At 63.8% G+C, this 16,554-nt stretch carries 13 protein-coding genes; 4 read left to right on the top strand and 9 right to left on the bottom strand.

Features of this window, described 5'->3' with window-relative positions:
* Nucleotides 1-2,142 carry an ATP-dependent DNA helicase RecG gene (gene recG, locus QD172_RS10365; RefSeq protein ID WP_077379866.1) on the bottom strand — a complete coding sequence of 714 codons (2,142 nt, stop codon included), beginning with the start codon at nt 2,140-2,142 and terminating at the stop codon, nt 1-3.
* Nucleotides 2,139-3,104, bottom strand: coding sequence for a hydrogen peroxide-inducible genes activator (locus QD172_RS10360; RefSeq protein WP_077379868.1), 966 nt, complete (start codon nt 3,102-3,104; stop codon nt 2,139-2,141). Before QD172_RS10360 ends, recG begins: the two co-directional genes overlap by 4 nt.
* Before the next feature lie 71 nt (nt 3,105-3,175).
* Here QD172_RS10360 and QD172_RS10355 point away from each other — a divergent pair, with 71 nt between their 5' ends.
* Nucleotides 3,176-4,063, top strand: coding sequence for an NAD-dependent epimerase/dehydratase family protein (locus tag QD172_RS10355; RefSeq protein WP_077379870.1), 888 nt, complete (start codon nt 3,176-3,178; stop codon nt 4,061-4,063).
* A gap of 214 nt (nt 4,064-4,277) precedes the next feature.
* On the opposite strand, the gene QD172_RS10350 is transcribed toward QD172_RS10355, so the two are convergent.
* From QD172_RS10350 to gmk, 4 genes are all read right to left on the bottom strand, one after another.
* Nucleotides 4,278-4,667: a RidA family protein gene (locus tag QD172_RS10350; protein WP_077379872.1), complete on the bottom strand. Its 390-nt coding sequence runs from the start codon at nt 4,665-4,667 to the stop codon at nt 4,278-4,280.
* 208 nt (nt 4,668-4,875) lie between these two features.
* Nucleotides 4,876-7,041 carry a bifunctional (p)ppGpp synthetase/guanosine-3',5'-bis(diphosphate) 3'-pyrophosphohydrolase gene (locus QD172_RS10345; protein ID WP_077379874.1) on the bottom strand — a complete coding sequence of 722 codons (2,166 nt, stop codon included), beginning with the start codon at nt 7,039-7,041 and terminating at the stop codon, nt 4,876-4,878.
* A gap of 111 nt (nt 7,042-7,152) precedes the next feature.
* Nucleotides 7,153-7,404 carry a DNA-directed RNA polymerase subunit omega gene (rpoZ, locus tag QD172_RS10340; RefSeq protein ID WP_077379876.1) on the bottom strand — a complete coding sequence of 84 codons (252 nt, stop codon included), beginning with the start codon at nt 7,402-7,404 and terminating at the stop codon, nt 7,153-7,155.
* 346 nt (nt 7,405-7,750) lie between these two features.
* Nucleotides 7,751-8,407: a guanylate kinase gene (gmk, locus tag QD172_RS10335; protein WP_077380016.1), complete on the bottom strand. Its 657-nt coding sequence runs from the start codon at nt 8,405-8,407 to the stop codon at nt 7,751-7,753.
* 546 nt (nt 8,408-8,953) lie between these two features.
* On the opposite strand from gmk, the gene QD172_RS10330 reads away from it, so the two are divergent.
* Nucleotides 8,954-10,141 carry an MFS transporter gene (locus QD172_RS10330; RefSeq protein WP_077379879.1) on the top strand — a complete coding sequence of 396 codons (1,188 nt, stop codon included), beginning with the start codon at nt 8,954-8,956 and terminating at the stop codon, nt 10,139-10,141.
* A 115-nt stretch (nt 10,142-10,256) separates the two neighbouring features.
* On the opposite strand, the gene QD172_RS10325 is transcribed toward QD172_RS10330, so the two are convergent.
* Nucleotides 10,257-11,258, bottom strand: coding sequence for a GlxA family transcriptional regulator (locus QD172_RS10325; RefSeq protein ID WP_255304485.1), 1,002 nt, complete (start codon nt 11,256-11,258; stop codon nt 10,257-10,259).
* 294 nt (nt 11,259-11,552) lie between these two features.
* Between QD172_RS10325 and QD172_RS10320 the strand changes: the two genes are divergently transcribed.
* On the top strand, nt 11,553-13,130 hold the full coding sequence (locus QD172_RS10320) for a BCCT family transporter (RefSeq protein ID WP_279855717.1): 1,578 nt from the start codon (nt 11,553-11,555) through the stop codon (nt 13,128-13,130).
* A gap of 341 nt (nt 13,131-13,471) precedes the next feature.
* A complete protein-coding gene (locus QD172_RS10315; RefSeq protein WP_077379885.1) occupies nt 13,472-15,052 on the top strand; it encodes a BCCT family transporter in 1,581 nt (526 codons plus the stop codon).
* 96 nt (nt 15,053-15,148) lie between these two features.
* Here the strand turns inward: QD172_RS10315 and QD172_RS10310 are convergent, their stop codons facing one another.
* Both QD172_RS10310 and QD172_RS10305 read right to left on the bottom strand, forming a co-directional pair.
* Nucleotides 15,149-15,577, bottom strand: a complete 429-nt coding sequence (locus tag QD172_RS10310; protein WP_279855715.1) for an organic hydroperoxide resistance protein — start codon at nt 15,575-15,577, stop codon at nt 15,149-15,151.
* A 99-nt stretch (nt 15,578-15,676) separates the two neighbouring features.
* A complete protein-coding gene (locus QD172_RS10305; protein WP_176493848.1) occupies nt 15,677-16,534 on the bottom strand; it encodes a DUF3883 domain-containing protein in 858 nt (285 codons plus the stop codon).
* Nucleotides 16,535-16,554: the final 20 nt, after the last annotated feature.

The following is a 16,554-nucleotide window of genomic DNA, read 5'->3' as shown; positions in this document are numbered from 1 at the left end:
TCAGACGGCGCCGTATTGGCCAGCCGCCTCCCCCAGCCAGCGGCGGATCAGGGGCTCCGCGGCCTGGGGGGCCTCAGTGAGAATGGCGTCGGCCAGGGTGGTAGTCGGGGCGATCAGGTCACTGTCACGCTCGAGATCGGCGATCTTCATCCCCGCCAGTCCCGTCTGACGCGTGCCCAGCACTTCGCCGGGCCCGCGCAGCTCCAGGTCCTTCTCGGCGATCTTGAAGCCGTCGGTGGTCTCGCGCATCACCGCCAGGCGTTGCCTGGAGTGCTGAGAGAGCGGCGGATGATAGAGCAGCACGCAGAAGCTCTCGGTACTGCCACGCCCGACACGCCCGCGTAGCTGGTGCAGCTGCGACAGGCCGAGACGCTCGGGGTTGTCGATCACCATCAGGCTGGCATTCGGCACATCGACCCCGACCTCGATCACCGTGGTGGCCACCAGCAGGTCATGTTCGCCTTCCTTGAACGCCGCCATCACCTCGGCCTTCTCGGCCGCCTTCATGCGGCCGTGCACCAGACCGATGGACAGCTCCGGCAACGCCTCGGTCAGCTCGTCACGCGTCACCTCGGCGGCCTGACAGGTCATCACCTCGGATTCCTCGATCAGCGTGCATACCCAATAGGCCTGACGACCCTCGGCGCAGGCGGCGCGAATGCGCTCGACCACCTCGGGGCGCCGCGGGTCGGCCACTGCCACGGTCTGCACCGGGGTACGTCCCGGGGGAAGCTCGTCGATCACCGAGAGATCGAGATCCGCGTAGGCGCTCATCGCCAGAGTGCGCGGGATCGGCGTGGCGGTCATGATCAGCTGATGGGGGGTCAGGCCGCCGGCCTCGCCCTTTTCGCGCAAGGCGAGGCGCTGATGCACGCCGAAGCGATGCTGCTCATCGACGATTGCCAGCCCCAGGCGCTGGAAGGTCACGTCGGCCTGGAACAGCGCGTGAGTCCCGACCACCATGCGTGCCCGGCCATCGGCGATGGCCGCCTTGGCATCCAGCCGCGCCTTGCCCTTGAGCTTGCCGGCCAGCCACGCGACCTCGATGCCCAGCGGCTCCAGCCATTCGCGGAAGTTGCGATAGTGCTGCTCGGCGAGAATCTCGGTGGGGGCCATCAAGGCGGCCTGACAGCCGCCACCGATGGCGATCAGGGCCGCCATTGCCGCTACCACCGTCTTGCCCGAGCCCACGTCGCCCTGCACCAGGCGCAGCATCGGCACTTCGCGCGCCAGGTCACGGCGTACCTCATCCAGCACACGGCGTTGGGCGCCGGTCAGCGAGAAGGGCAACTGGGCAAGAAAGCGGGTGCTCAGGCCACCGCTGGCGCTCAACGAGGGGGCGCCATCCTGCTGGATGCGCGCTCGCACCTGCCGCAGGCTCAGCTGATGGGCGAGCAGCTCTTCCTGGGCGAGACGCCGCTGACTGGGATGCACGCCGTCGCTCATCTGATCGACGGGCGCATCCGGCGGCGGCTCATGCAGGAAACGCAGGCACTCGATCACCCCGGGCAGGCGAAAGCGTGCGCGCAGGGCCTCGGGGATCAGGTCCGGCAGCTCATGGGGCGTCTCCTCGAGCTGCTTGAGGGCCTGGCCGATCAAGCCGCGCAGGCGCGCCTGATTGAGTCCTTCGGTGGCCGGATAGATGGGGGTGAGGTGGTCTTCTACCGGGGCCGCGCCCTGACCGAGCAGACGGTATTCCGGATGATAGATCTCGAGACCGGTGGCCCCGGCACGCGCCTCGCCGAAGCAGCGCACGCTGTGGCCACGCTGGAACTGCTGTTGCTGGGCGGGAGAGAAGTGGAAGAAGCGCAGACTGAGGATGCCGCTGCCATCGCGCAGGCGCACCAGCAGGCTGCGCCGGCGACCCTTGACGATGTCGCAGGCTGTCACCTCGCCTTCCACCACCGCCTCCATGCCGCTCTTGAGCGTGCCGATGGGGGTGACGCGAGTCCTGTCCTGATAACGCAGCGGCAGGTGGAAGAGCAGGTCCGCCACGCGCTCCAGTCCCAGCCGCGACAGCTTCTCGCTCAGCGCGGGGCCGACCCCGCTCAGGCTGTCCAGCGGTTGCGCCAGCGCGCCGGTGGCAAAGACACCGGCGCTGGCGGGCCCGGCAGATGAGGCGTCCGTGCCCGCCCTGCTCATGCCGGTTCGTGGCTCTGGGAAGCGGAACCCTGCATGCCGTTCTCGTTGCTCTGGCGGGCGCGGGTCGAGCACTCGGCGATCGCCTGGCTGATCACGTCAATCGCCTTGGGGCGCGGGAAGCTGGCACGCCATGCCAGGGCCACGCTGCGGCTGGGGGCGGGGTCCTTGAAGGGACGTGTCTCGAGCACGCCGCTCTCGTAATGGCCGGTACCGGTGGCCGAGTAGGGCAGCACGGTGATACCGAGGCCTGAGGCGACCATGTGACGAATGGTCTCCAGCGAGCCCCCCTCGGCGATCAGGGTATTCTCGGGATTGTTGATCTGATGGCCGATGGCCGGACACGCCTCGAGAATCTGATCACGGAAGCAGTGGCCCTCGCCCAGCATCAGCAGACGCTCATTGATCAATTGCTCCTTGGCGATGCTGTCCTGTTCGAGCAGCGCGTGACCCGATGGCAACAGCACCTCGAAGGGTTCTTCGTAGAGCGTCTTGGTCAGCACGTCGGTCTCGGTGAAGGGCAGCGCCACGATGATGATGTCCAGCTCACCGTTTCTGAGCTTGCGGCGCAGATCGCCGGTCATGCCTTCCTCGATGTAGAGCGGCATCTTCGGCGCACGCCGCGTCAGTTCCGGCACCAGATGCGGAAACAGGTAAGGTCCAATGGTATAGATGGCGCCGATGCGCAACGGGCTGGAGAGCTGATCCTTGCCGGCATTGGCCAGCTCCTTGATCACGCTGGACTGTTCCAGCACGCGCTGGGCCTGCTGAACGATCTTCTCGCCGAGCGGTGTGACCTGTACGGTGGACTTGGAACGCTCGAACAGTGCGACTCCCAGCTCCTCTTCCAGCTTCTTGACGGCCACCGACAGGGTCGGCTGCGAGACGAAGCAGCGCTCTGCGGCGCGTCCGAAATGACGCTCCTGGGCCAAGGTTACGATGTAGCGGAGTTCTGTTAGAGTCATGATTCCTGCCCGGAACTGGCATCCTGGGATGCGGTGGGTACCGATTCGTTTTACCAAGGAGCACGGCAAAGGTGAAGAAGACGAGTCTCATCCTCGGTTGTGGCGACGTTGGCAGCGCGCTGGCGCGCGAGCTGCTCAAGGCCGATCAGCACGTCATCGGTGTCAGACGCGATGTGTCCAGGCTGGCGGATCTCGGTATCGAGACGCTGGCACTGGACATCACCGCGGAAGGTGCTCTGGCCAGCTTGCCAGATGCCGACACCGTGGTACACGTGCTGAGCGCTGACCACTTCGACGAAGACGCCTATCGGGCCGCCTACGTCGATGGCATTCGTGCGCTGGTCGCGGAGCTGGAATCGCGTGCCAACCCGCCGACACGCGTATTCTTCGTGTCCTCGACCTCCGTCTACGCCCAGAAGGAAGGCGAAGAGGTCGACGAGCAGTCCCCCACCGACGCCACCAGCTTCTCGGGGCAGCTGATGCGGGAAGGCGAGCAGGTCCTGCTCGACTCCTCGCTCAATGGCACCGTGGTGCGCTTCTCCGGTATCTACGGGCCGGGCCGCGACATGCTGATCCGTCAGGCGCGCGATGGGCGCATCGCCGCCAGCAATCCGCCACTCTACTCCAACCGCATTCATCGTGACGACTGCGCGGGGGTGCTGGCGCACCTCATCGCACTGAGTCTCGAGGGCAAGCCGGTCGAGCCGATCTATCTGGCCACCGATTGTGATGGCGCACCGCTGCACGAGGTGATGGCGTGGTTGGCACGTCAGCTCAAGGTCGAATCCACCGAGGTGATCCAGTCGCCGCTGCGGCGTCGCTCCAGCAAGCGCTGCGGCAATGCGCTGCTGCTCGAGAGTGGCTATCGCTTCCGTTACCCGACCTTCCGCGAGGGCTATGCCGAGGTGCTCAAGGAGCATGGCGTGACGGTACCGGAGAGCGAGCTTTCCGGACGCTGAGCGCCGCACGGCGATTGACTTGTCCACAGGAGGTCGCGCGTGACGCATCCTGACCGGCTGTGGACAAGTCGAGACGCCGGGAGGAGCTAGGGCTGCCTGGCCCGATAACTGACAGTGCCCGCCCCGGGTTTCCGGGGCGGGCACTGTCGTTTCAGCAGACCACGTTTCAGCAGGTCAGACGTTTCGGCAGATCAGGCGGCAAGATCCACCGTGATCAGTCGCCGATGACCATCACGCCCTCGGCTTCGAAGGCCACGCCCTTGGGCAGTGCCTTGACGCCGACGGCGGCACGCGCCGGGAAGGGCGCGCTGAAGAACTCTTCCATCACCGCGTTGACGCGAGCGAAGTCATCGAGGTCCGTCAGGTAGAGGTTGAGCTTGACGATGTCGCCCAGGCTGCCGGCGGCCTCTTCACACACGGCGCTCAGGTTGGTGAACACCTGACGCGCCTGCGCCTCGATACCGCCTTCGACGACTTCCATCGTCTGCGGGTCCAGCGGAATCTGGCCGGAGAGATAGACGGTGTTGCCCGCCTTGATGGCCTGGGAGTACGGCCCGATGGCAGCGGGTGCCTTGTCGGTGTTGATGATCGCGCGATTGCTCATGTTGTGCTCCTTGTGACTGTCTTTCCTACTGGTCTTGTGCCAGTTGCCTTGTGACAGTGAATTGCGATTGTGTTTGTGAGTGCGCTGCTCGCCTGTCTCGGCGAGGTGTCGGGCAGAGGCCCGTTGTGTCCATGGACGACCTTGCGGAAGTCCCAAAAACGAAAACCGCGCCGCCCGCCGGTGGCGAACGACGCGGCCTTGAATCCGATCAACTGATGACGCGGGTAATGCGCTCCACGTGCAACAGGTTGCGCATGCGCTTGATGATGCGTGCCAGATGAATGCGATCACGTACCGCCAGGGTCAGATTGACGATGGCCAGGTGTGCGTCGCGCTCCTCGATACCGATGCGTTCGATATTGGCTTCCGCGTCGGTGACGAGTTCGGCCAGCTCGGCGATCAGCCCGCGCTGGGTCTGGGCTTCGATGCGCAGGGCGACGGTGAAGTCGCCTTCGATCTGCTCGGCCCAGGTCAGCGGGAAGACACGCTCCGGATCGCTGGCCAGCTCGGTCAGATTGCTGCATTCCTGACGATGGACCACCAGGCCCTTGCCGGCTGACAGGTGGCCCATGATGGGCTCTCCCGGCAGCGGGTGGCAGCAGCGTGCATAGCTGGTGACCATGCTGTCGCCGCCACTGACCTGCATCGGCCCGATGCCACTGTCCTCCGGCTGGACGTTGCCATCCTTGGCCGAGAACTTGGGCTGCTGTGCCGCGGGACTCATCCTGTCGTTCAGCAGGCTCTGCGCCACGCTGTAGGCGGCGCGGGTACCGAGACCGATGGACTCGAGCAGATCATCACGCCCGCCTTCCAGCTCAAGCTCCGCCGCCAGGGTATCCAGGCGCTGGGGCGGCAGCTGTTCGAGGGTGATGTCCAGGCCGGCGAGTGCCTTGATCAGCAGGCGCTGGCCCAATGCCACGGACTCGCTGCGCTGCTGATGCTTGAGGTAGTGGCGAATGGCGGAACGCGCCTTGGCGGTGGTGACGAAGTTGAGCCACGCCAGGTTGGGCTTGGCACCCGGTGCGGTGATGACCTCGACGGTCTGACCGCTCTCCAGTGGCGAGGATAGCGGCGCCAGATGACGATCGATGCGACAGGCGATGCAGCTGTTGCCGACATCGGTGTGCACCGCATAGGCGAAATCGACCGCCGTCGCACCGCGCGGCAGCTCCATGATGTCGCCCTTGGGGGTGAACACGTAGGTATCATCGGGGAACAGGTCGTTCTTGACGTGCTCGATGAATTCCAGCGAGTTGCCGGCATGGCGTTGCATCTCGAGCAGGCCGCGTACCCACTCGCGGGCACGCGCGTGGCTGCCCGCGCCGATGGGACGGTCGGTCTGCCCGGCCTTGTACAGCCAGTGGGCCGCGATGCCGTTGTTGGCCATCGCTTCCATCTCGCGGGTGCGGATCTGCACCTCGATGGGCATGCCGTTCATGCCGAACAGCGTGGTGTGCAGACTCTGGTAGCCATTGGCCTTGGGGATCGCGATGTAATCCTTGAAGCGACCCGGTACCGGCTTGTAGAGATTGTGCACCACGCCGAGGATGCGATAGCAGCTGTCCACGTCATCAGTGATGATGCGGAAGCCGAACACGTCCATCAGTTCATTGAAGGGCTTCTGCTGGTCACGCATCTTGCGGTAGATGGACAGCAGATGCTTCTGACGGCCGATCACCGAGCCGGGCAGCTGATCGCGCTCCAGCGCGTTCTGCAGGCTGGCCTGGATCTCGCGCATCAGGGTACGACGATTGCCTCGCGCGGCGGTGACGGCACGCTTGATGCGTTCGGAGCGCATCGGGTGCAGCGCCTGGAAGGACAGATCTTCCAGTTCGACACGGATGGTGTTGATACCGAGGCGGTTGGCGACGCGGGCGTAGATCTCGAGCGTCTCACGGGCGATGCGCCGCTTCTTCTCGGGGCGCAGGGCACCGAGGGTACGCATGTTGTGGAGACGGTCGGCCAGTTTGACGATGATGACGCGGATGTCCTGGGACATCGCCAGCACCATCTTCTGGAAGTTCTCGGCCTGAGCGACGGCCTTGTCCTCGAAGGTGATCTGGGTCAGCTTCGAGACGCCATCGACCAGCAAGGCCACCGGCTCGCCGAACTGGCCGGCCAGTGCCTCGAAGGTCACGCTGGTGTCTTCGATGACATCGTGCAGCATGGCCGCCATCAGGCTCTGATGGTCCATGTGCATGTTGGCGAGAATGTTCGCCACCGCCAGCGGGTGGGTCACATAGGGTTCACCGGAACGCCTGCGCTGGCCATCGTGGGCCTGCTCGGCGTAATAGAAGGCGCGCCTAACCTGACGGATCTCTTCCTCGGGAAGATAACCGCCCAGGCGGTCTGCCAGGTCATCGATCGTGAACATTCAGCGGCCTTGGCTCAAGGTGGTTCCGGGCCCGCACCCCGCGTGATGGCCATGATGGCGCGACGTTGGAGGTGCGGATCAGCACACGTACAGGAGAGGGAGAGCCGGGGCTCAGTCCTCGATCTGCGGCAGCACCGGCTTGCGCTGGATCGGAGCTTCGACCGGCTCATTCAGGATGTCGCGGTTGACCAGACCCGCCGCCACTTCGCGCAGGGCCAGCACGGTCGGCTTGTCGTTTTCCCACGGCAGTTGGGCGTTGCGGCTGCCACGTGACAGCTGACGGGCACGACGAGTGGAGATCATCACCAGCTGGAAGCGGTTGTCGACGTTCTCGAGGCAATCTTCTACGGTTACGCGGGCCATGGCAGTGCACCTTCAATAGCGGGATATTCGGGGGTTCGCTGTCGGCGTGTAATCAGCGCAGAGTGCCGCGACCGCTAGGGGCCGCATACCCTGATCATCTGACAGTATCTCGCACACGACGCAAGCACAATGCCGCTGCGCCAGCCCGCCAGGGGCGAGACAGCGCAGCGGCCAATGATTCTGAAAGGGAATCGAGTCTACTCGACGCCCTTGTGGCGTGACAAGTAGGGCGCTATCCGGTGACGCGACATGGCGCGCTCTCGGCGGCGTAAGCGACCAGAGCGCGCATGATCAGCACCGTAGGCCGCAACAAGTCCTTGTCATGCCTGGAGTTCGTGCACGGGCGTCATCCGGCGAGCAGGGAGTCCAGCAATGCGGCATGGCGCGCCTGGACGCGCGGGCGCCGTGCGCGCTCGGCGGTGATCAGACTGCACAGCTCGTCCAATGCCTGAGTAAAATCATCGTTGATGACGATCAGGTCGTATTCGTCGTAGTGGGACATCTCGCTGACGGCGTCACGCATGCGCCGGGCGATGACGTCTTCCCCATCGGTACCGCGGCCGGACAGACGCTCGAGAAGCGCTTCACGCGACGGCGGCAGGATGAAGATGGAGACGGCTTCCGGCACCTGGGCGCGTACCTGCTGGGCGCCTTGCCAGTCGATCTCGAGGATGACGTCCTCGCCCTTGCTCAAGCGAGCTTCGACCGCCGGACGCGAGGTGCCATAGAAGTTGTCGAAGACCTGGGCGTGCTCGAAGAAGTCGCCCTGCTCGATCATCGTCTTGAAGTGATCGACATCCACGAAGTGGTAGTTGACGGCATCCTGCTCGCCCGGGCGCTGGCCGCGGGTGGTGTGCGAGACGGATACGCCGATGCCGTCCATGCGCTCCAGCAATGCCTTGACCAGTGTGGTCTTGCCGGCGCCGGAGGGCGCGGAAATGATGTAGAGAGTGCCACGGGCGTTGCTGGCGGCAGTGGAGGGTGCTGATGATGTCGAAGACATGGAAGGGATCCGCTTGCTGTCGCTGAATCGGCGCATTATCGCACACTCACCCCTGCTTGGGCTGCAGGCAGACATGACGGTGTCATGTACCGATGTTGCACTTCCGGCACCACAGTTGTCGTGATGAATCGGTTGGGCCGGCGTGGCGTTATCTGCAACAATGGTCGTATATTTCATTGATCGCTCAAGCATCGGCCAGCCCGCGAGTCGGCTCGGCCCCATGAGGGATCGCACGGTTTGCTGACGCCTCGCCCAAGGCAACTTGAGGGGGGGGTGCCACATACCGTATGCCAGACGATAGAGCAGCGCCATGACGTGCAGCAGGCGTCCAAGAGAGACGCCACGCACGAGCGCATCACCTGTTACCTGTCCCGCGCGCCATTCATTCCCGCCTTCCTGGCAGATGATGAATGGCGCGCGGTCTTTTGCCTTGCGTAGCGCCAGCCATGCGCAGGCAATGCTATCCGTGGCCTGCACCTGTCAGCGGTGCTGCGGATGAGCACGGACACGGGTGATATCCCCTTTCAAGTTTCAGGAGACCCTGACATGTCTGCCTCCCCCGTTGCGCGCCATCCGCGCATCGCCGAACTGGCGCTGGCACTCGGTGCCTTTGCCATCGGCACTACCGAATTCGTGATCATGGGGCTGATGCCCAACATCGCCGCGGACTTTCAGGTGTCATCCCAGCAGGTCGGCTATGCCATCAGCGCCTATGCGATGGGGGTGGTGGTCGGAGCTCCGCTGATCTCGGCGCTTGGCGCACGCCTGCCGCGGCGTGGCCTGTTGATCGGCCTGATGCTGCTGTTCGCGCTCAGCAACGTGGCCAGCCTGATGGCCCCCTCACTGACCAGCTTCGCCGCGCTGCGCTTCATCGCGGGGCTGCCGCATGGCGTCTATCTGGGGGTGGCCGCACTGGTGGCGGCGGATGCTGCTCCCGCCGGCGAGCGTGGCCGTGCCGTCGGGCGCGTGATGATGGGGCTGACGGTGGCGATTCTCATCGGGGCGCCAGCGGCGACCTGGTTCGGCAGTCTGTTCGGTTGGCATTCCGCGTTCCTCCTCGTCGGCCTGCTGGCGCTGGCGACGGCCGTGCTGGTGCGTGGTTTCGTGCCCTATCAGGCAGGCAATCAGAACGCGACGCCGCTGACCGAGCTGGCCGCGCTGATCAAGCCGCGGGTGCTCTATACCCTCGGCATCGCCTGCATCGGTTTCGGCGGCATGTTCAGTGTCTACAGCTATGCGGTGGAGACGCTCAACGTCCAGGCCGGACTGTCCCAGAATCTGGTGCCGATGGTGCTGGCCGTCTTCGGGGTAGGCACCATCATCGGCAACCTGATCGGCAGCCGTGCTGCGGACATCGACCTGATGCGCACCATTCCTGCCGTGCTGATCTGGAGCGCGCTGGTACAGGGTGGCTTCTACTTCGCCGCCGACGGTGTCTGGAGCGGTATCCTGTTCGTCGGGCTGGTCGGCACGGGCATCGGCCTGGCACCGGCGCTGCAGATGCGCCTGATGGATGTGGCGGAAGACGCCCAGACCATGGCGGCGACCCTCAATCATGCGGCCTTCAACATCGCCAATGCGCTGGGCGCCTGGTGTGGTGGCCTGGCCTTCGCGTATGGCCCGTCCCACTCCTCCATCGGCCTGGTCGGGGTGGCCATGGCCATCGCCGGCTTGATCGTCTTCCTGCTCGGGCAGCGCCATGAGCGCCGCGAGCTGCAGACGGCTTCCGCCTGATGTGGGCATGAAGCGAGGCCGTGAAAGCCCCGTGAGCACAAGACGTCGCAACGCAGAACGCCGCCCTTCGGGGCGGCGTTCTGCGTTTCTGGGGCTCATCAGTGGCAAGGGACTGTCAGCATCTCTGGCGAGCGCGCGTCGGTGACATGCCGAAGTAATCCCGGAAGCAGTGACTGAAATGTGTGGTGCTGACGAAGCCGCAGGCCACGGTGACATCGGTGATGCTGGCATTGCCCTGGGTCAGCAGCTGGCGGGCGCGTGTCAGGCGCATCTCCAGATAATGGCGAGATGGCGTGGTATCCAGATGTCGCGTGAAAAGCCGCTCTATCTGGCGCCGCGACAGGGAGACGCAGTGCGAGATGTCGGTCATGCTCAGCGGCTCCTCGAGGTTGCTGCTCATCAACTCCAGGATGGAGCGCAGTGCCTCGGGAAGGTGACTGTCCGGTGCGGGCAGCGTCTGCTCGACATGCCACGGACTGGGCGTGGCCGGGCGCTCGCAGGCCAGAATCTCCTCGACGCTGCGCGCCAGATCCTCTCCGTGACGCTGACGCATGCCTTCCAGCATCATGTCCAGCGCACTGGCGGCGCTGGCGCTGCTGAGACGCGCTTCCTCGACGACCAGCGGGGCTCGGGACAGCTCGAGCGCGGGGAAGGTCTCGCTGAACAGCGCCGCGTTCTCGGGGTGAATGGTGCAACGATGGCCCTCCATCACCCCGGCCGAGGCCAGGAAGTAGCTGCCGTTCCACAGACTGCCCAGGCGACAGCCCTGCTGGGCGGCACGGCGCAGCAGGTCGTTGAGCTTCGGGATCTCTTCCAGCATCACGCGATAGCCTCCGCACACGATCAGCAGATCGCACTGGGCGGGGTCCAGCTCGGCAAGCGTCAGGCCGGGCATGATGTCGATGCCCAGATCGCTGCGTACGCTGCCATCGTTCAGGCCACAGGTGTGCAGGCGATAGAAGGGATCGTCACGGAGCAGATTGGCAGTCACCAGCGCATCCAGCCCGGAGGTGAAGGCGGGGAGGGAGAAGTGCTCCAGCAGCACGAAGGCCACATCGAGCGGTGCGCTCCGGGAGCAGGTCACGTCCTGAAGCAGGCGCTGGTTGCGCAGTTTCATCGAGGGGGTGAAATCACGGCGGCGAGGCGATGTCATGGTATCGAGGGAGCACTATCGCGGATGAAGGAGGGGGCGGGGCAGGCAATGCCTCACGTGTCAGCTTCATCCTCTCAGGAGTTGGCAGGCACGGCGAGTGGCAATCCGGTGTCCTTGTGTTGGGCAGAATGTAATGCCGCTGTGGGCTTGGTGATACTTCGCGTAACACAGCAGTAAAATCATGGACTTGTCACAGCGATGCCAAGGGTGTGGCTGATAGACTGCCCGGCTAATCAGACCATGCCCAGAGGCAGATAAATGACGGATACCACCCGGACCCTTTCGTCCGGCGCCGCAACTTCAGCAGCCCCTACCCCTTCCCGCGCTTCCTCCCGGGGCCTCGACTGGCCCGTCTTCCTCCTCAGCGGTGGCGTGATGGCGGTGTTCGTGATCGCCGCACTGGTCAATCTCGAGGGCGTCTCGTCGCTCATCCAGCATGCCTTCGATCTCTCGACCGCCTACTTCGGTGCCTATTGGCAGGCGCTGATGATCGCCACCTTCCTTGTCGCCATCGGCATGACGTTCGGTCGCACGGGACGGGTGGTGCTGGGTGGCCTGGACACGCCGGACATTTCCACGCCGCGCTGGATGGCGACCATCCTGTGCACATTGCTGGCGGGGGGTGGCGTCTTCTGGGCAGCGGCGGAGCCGATCGCCCACTTCACCTCGCCGCCGCCGGTGTTCGGCCCGGACGCCGCCGTGGGCAATCTCGATGCTGCCTACAACGCGCTGGCGCAGAGCTTCATGCACTGGGGATTTCTCGGCTGGGCGGTTCTGGGCAGCCTGACCGGCGTGGTCTTCATGCACCTCCACTATGAGAAGGGCCTGCCGCTCAAGCCGCGCACGCTGCTCTATCCGCTGTTCGGCGACCGGGTGATGCGTGGACCTGCGGGAGCGCTGGTGGACGCCTGCTGCGTGCTGGCGGTCATCGCGGGCACCGTGGGGCCAGTGGGCTTTCTCGGCATCCAGCTCAGCTTCGGGCTCAACGCGCTGTTCGGCATTCCCGACACCTACACGACGCAACTGGTGCTGTTGGCCATGTTGACCGCCGTCTACACCCTGTCAGCGGTGAGTGGTGTCATGCGCGGCATTCAATTCCTGAGCAGCGCCAATGTGCTGATCGGCGGCGCGATGTTGCTGTTCATCCTGATCATGGGACCGACGGAATTCCTCCTCAAGGCCTTCCCGCTGGGCATGGTGGACTACCTGAAACACATCGCGCCGATGGCGGTCTTTCGCGCGGACACTGGGTGGCTGAACAGCTGGACGCTGTTCTTCTGGGGCTGGTTCATCGGTTTCGGACCCCTGATGGCGATGCTGGTCGCGCGTATCTCGCGAGGCCGCACGCTGCGCCAGATGGTGTGGTTGATCACTCTCCTGTCGCCGCTGGCGACCTGCGTGTGGTTCACCATTCTCGGTGGCAGCGGCCTGGCCTTCGAGCTGGCCGATCCCGGCAGCGTGTCCGGCCCGTTCACCGGCTTCAACCTGTCGGCGGCCTTGATCGCCATCACCCAGCAGCTGCCGTTCGGTTTCATCATGTCCGTGATGTTCCTGATTCTGTCGGCATTGTTCGTGGCCACCACTGGCGACTCGATGACGTATGCCATCTCGATGGTGATGAGTGGGCACGACGACCCGCCACGCAGCGTGCGCGTGTTCTGGAGTCTGATCATGGGCGTGGTGGCAGCCTTGCTGATCTCGATGGGCGGTGGCGGCATCAATGCGCTGCAATCCTTCATCGTCGTCACCGCCGTACCGGTCTCGCTGATCCTGTTGCCGAGCCTGTGGAATGCGCCCGGCATCGCGCGCAGGATGGCCCGCGAGCAAGGACTCTGATTCATCCTCATGACCTTGGCCGTCATGACCTTGGCTGACATGGTTCGCCCGACATGATTCGCCCGGCAGGATGAGCAGGGCCATGTCATCCGATGACGAGAAAGAAGACGCCGCCCTCCAGGGCGGCGTCTTCATGAGGAGAGGGAGTGAGGGCACAAGCGGCGCGAAGGGGCACGACTCGAAGGATGCGTCTTGTTACGGCGCGCCAAGAATGTAAAACGGCTGTAGGCTTGATGATACGTCGCGTTACATAGGTGTAAAAACAACCGCTTATCGCCTATTTCCTTCTGTCTCGACTGATACACTGCACCGTCACTCAGATCATGCCCAGAGGCTGACTAATGACGGATTCTTCCCGGACTGTTTCGTCCGGCTCCGCCACACCGGTAACTCCCCCCGCTGATTCCGCACACTCCCCGCAAGGTATCGACTGGCCTGTCTTCATCATCAGTGGTGGCGTGCTGGCGCTGTTCGCCATCGCCGCACTGGTCGATCTCGACGGTGTCTCCGCGCTCATCCAGAGTGCCTTCGGTGTCTCGACCCACTACTTCGGTGCCTACTGGCAAGCGCTGATGCTGGCGACCTTCGTCATCGCCATCGTGCTGACCATCGGCCGCACCGGACGGGTGCGCATGGGCGGACTCGCCGCGCCGGATATCTCGACGCTGCGCTGGATGGCCATCATCCTGTGCACGCTGCTGGCGGGCGGTGGTGTCTTCTGGGCAGCGGCCGAGCCGATCGCTCACTTCACCTCGCCGCCGCCGGTGTTCGGCGCCGATGCCCCGACGGGCAACGCCGATGCCGCCTACAACGCGCTGGCGCAGAGCTTCATGCACTGGGGCTTCCTGGCCTGGGCGATGCTCGGCAGCCTGACCGGCATCATCTTCATGTACCTGCACTACGAGAAGGGCCTACCGCTCAAGCCGCGCACGCTGCTCTACCCGCTGTTCGGCGACCGCGTCATGCGTGGCCCCGTCGGCGCACTGGTGGATGCCTGCTGCGTGCTGGCGGTGGTCGCCGGTACCGTCGGCCCCATCGGCTTCCTCGGCCTGCAGGTCAGCTATGGCCTCAATGCGCTGTTCGGCATCCCCGATACCTACGCGACCCAGCTCACCCTGCTGCTCGTGCTGACCGTCATCTACACCCTGTCAGCGGTGAGCGGCGTAACCCGTGGCATCCAGTTCCTGAGCAGCACCAACGTCCTGCTCGGCGGCGCGCTGTTGCTGTTCATCCTGATCATGGGCCCGACCGGCTTCCTGCTGGATGCCTTCCCGCAAGGGCTGGTGCGCTACGTCGGCGACTTCGTCTCCATGTCCACCTTCCGTGCTGACGATGGCTGGCTGAATGGCTGGACGCTGTTCTTCTGGGGCTGGTTCATCGGCTATGGTCCGCTGATGGCGATGTTCGTCGCGCGCATCTCGCGTGGCCGTACCCTGCGTCAGATGGTGCTGTTGATCGCGGTCATCTCGCCACTGGTCACCTGCCTGTGGTTCACCATCATCGGTGGCAGCGGACTGGCGTTCGAGCTGAGCAATCCGGGCAGCGTCTCCGGCCCGTTCACCGGCTTCAACCTGCCGGCAGCACTGATCGCCATCACCCAGCAGCTGCCGTTCGGCTTCACCATCTCGGTGTTGTTCCTGGTGCTGACCACGCTGTTCGTCGCCACCACCGGTGACTCGATGACCTATGCCGTCTCGATGGTGATGAGCGGCCATGACAACCCGCCGCGCGGCGTGCGCGTGTTCTGGAGCCTGATGATGGGTGTGGTCGCGGCGCTGCTGATCTCGATGGGCGATGGCGGCATCAATGCGCTGCAATCCTTCATCGTCGTCACCGCCGTGCCGGTGTCACTGATTCTGCTGCCCAGCCTGTGGAACGCTCCGCTGATTGCCCGCCGCATGGCGCGTGAGCAGGGCGTCTGATCGGCTCGCACGCTCGAGAGCAATGAGCGTGTCGCACCATCAAAAACGCCGCCCCGAGGGGCGGCGTTTTCGTGTCTGGCGATCAGTCGCCAGTCATCACACGCTGACGTTCAGCGTCACATCGATGTTGCCACGCGTCGCGTTGGAGTAAGGGCACACCTGATGAGCCTTCTCGACCAGCGCATCCGCCTCGGACTTGTCCATGCCCGGCAGGCTGATATCCAGCTCGACTTCGATACCGAAACCAGCCGGAATCTGGCCGATGCCAACCTTGCCGGTGATCTCCAGGTCTTCCGGCAGCGTCACGCCGTCAGTGCTGGCCACGTGCTTCATGGCACCGATGAAGCAGGCAGAGTAACCCGCCGCGAACAGCTGCTCCGGGTTGGTGCCTTCACCGCCACCACCGCCCAGCTCCTTCGGTGTGCTCAGGGTGACATCCAGCGCACCATCGGAAGAACGCGACTTGCCCTCACGACCCCCAGTGGTAGTGGCTTCTGCACGGTACAGCACTTGTTCGATAGACATGCCTGACTCCTTGAGCGGAAATGCCCTCAGCTGAGGGATGCAGACAAGATGGCGCCTGTCGGGCAGAGTTTCAATTGCTAGGACACGGGAGCCAGCCATTCACAGTAGGTGTGCGCGATAGCTTTGCGGATTGAGCGTCAATTGCGGGTAAAGATCCCCCCTCAAGCAGTACATGTTGGGTTGGGTTAAGAAGCTAAAGATGCGGAAAAGATGGTAGTGCTCAGGATTGGCTTGCGAGCATTTGAGTTCATTTGGCGTGATGAAAAAAGCGCACTCTTTGGCGAATGCCGTCGTCTTCACCTCGATCCAGCGCTCTCGTCCATCCGCATCAAAGGATAGGACGTCATAGCCCAAGCCATCGCCCTGGGTTTCCGCCACATGCTCGACCTTCTCGGCTAGCGATGTCAGGCCTTCTTTTCTAAGGCGCATCTTTTCAAAGGCCACCACAAAGCGCTCGCCAGCACTCCCTAGTGCATGGTTGCGGGCTTCTCGTGCCAAGTAGTCGCGCTTAACCGGCGTGGGCGTCGTGTAACGCTGTTTGGCTTCCTGCACGCTGGTCTGAGGTGTTTTAGATTCCGGCGGTGTGACAATGATGGAAATATCTCTTGGGGCCGGCGCATCAATGACTGGCCGGTCTGCTGCATTGCGTGCTGCCTGATCGAATAGCTCAGTACGAAGTAGGTGGCGCTCAACAACATCGACCAGCATGCCCTGATAGTTACTCATCGGCTTGTAGCCATTGATATAGGGGCAGTCAGCATCTCGTAGCACGGCACTGATGTTTTGATGCTTAAATTCGATAGAAGCCTTTGAGCGATTATTTAATTTCTCGGCTAGCTCACGATTGTGGTCTGTTTTCACGTAATGCTGGCCACACAGTTCTGCAACCAGCATCTTCTTGTACGTTTCGACAATCGCTGTGACTTCTTCACCACTCCATGGTTCGGGTCTGCTCATCCGGCTAACTCCTTTGGCGG

This window comes from Cobetia sp. 10Alg 146 (genome assembly GCF_029846385.1).
In the GTDB taxonomy this organism is placed as follows: domain Bacteria; phylum Pseudomonadota; class Gammaproteobacteria; order Pseudomonadales; family Halomonadaceae; genus Cobetia; species Cobetia marina.
The sequence above is the reverse complement of the archived record's forward strand: the minus strand, read 5'-3'. Positions and strand labels throughout refer to the sequence as shown.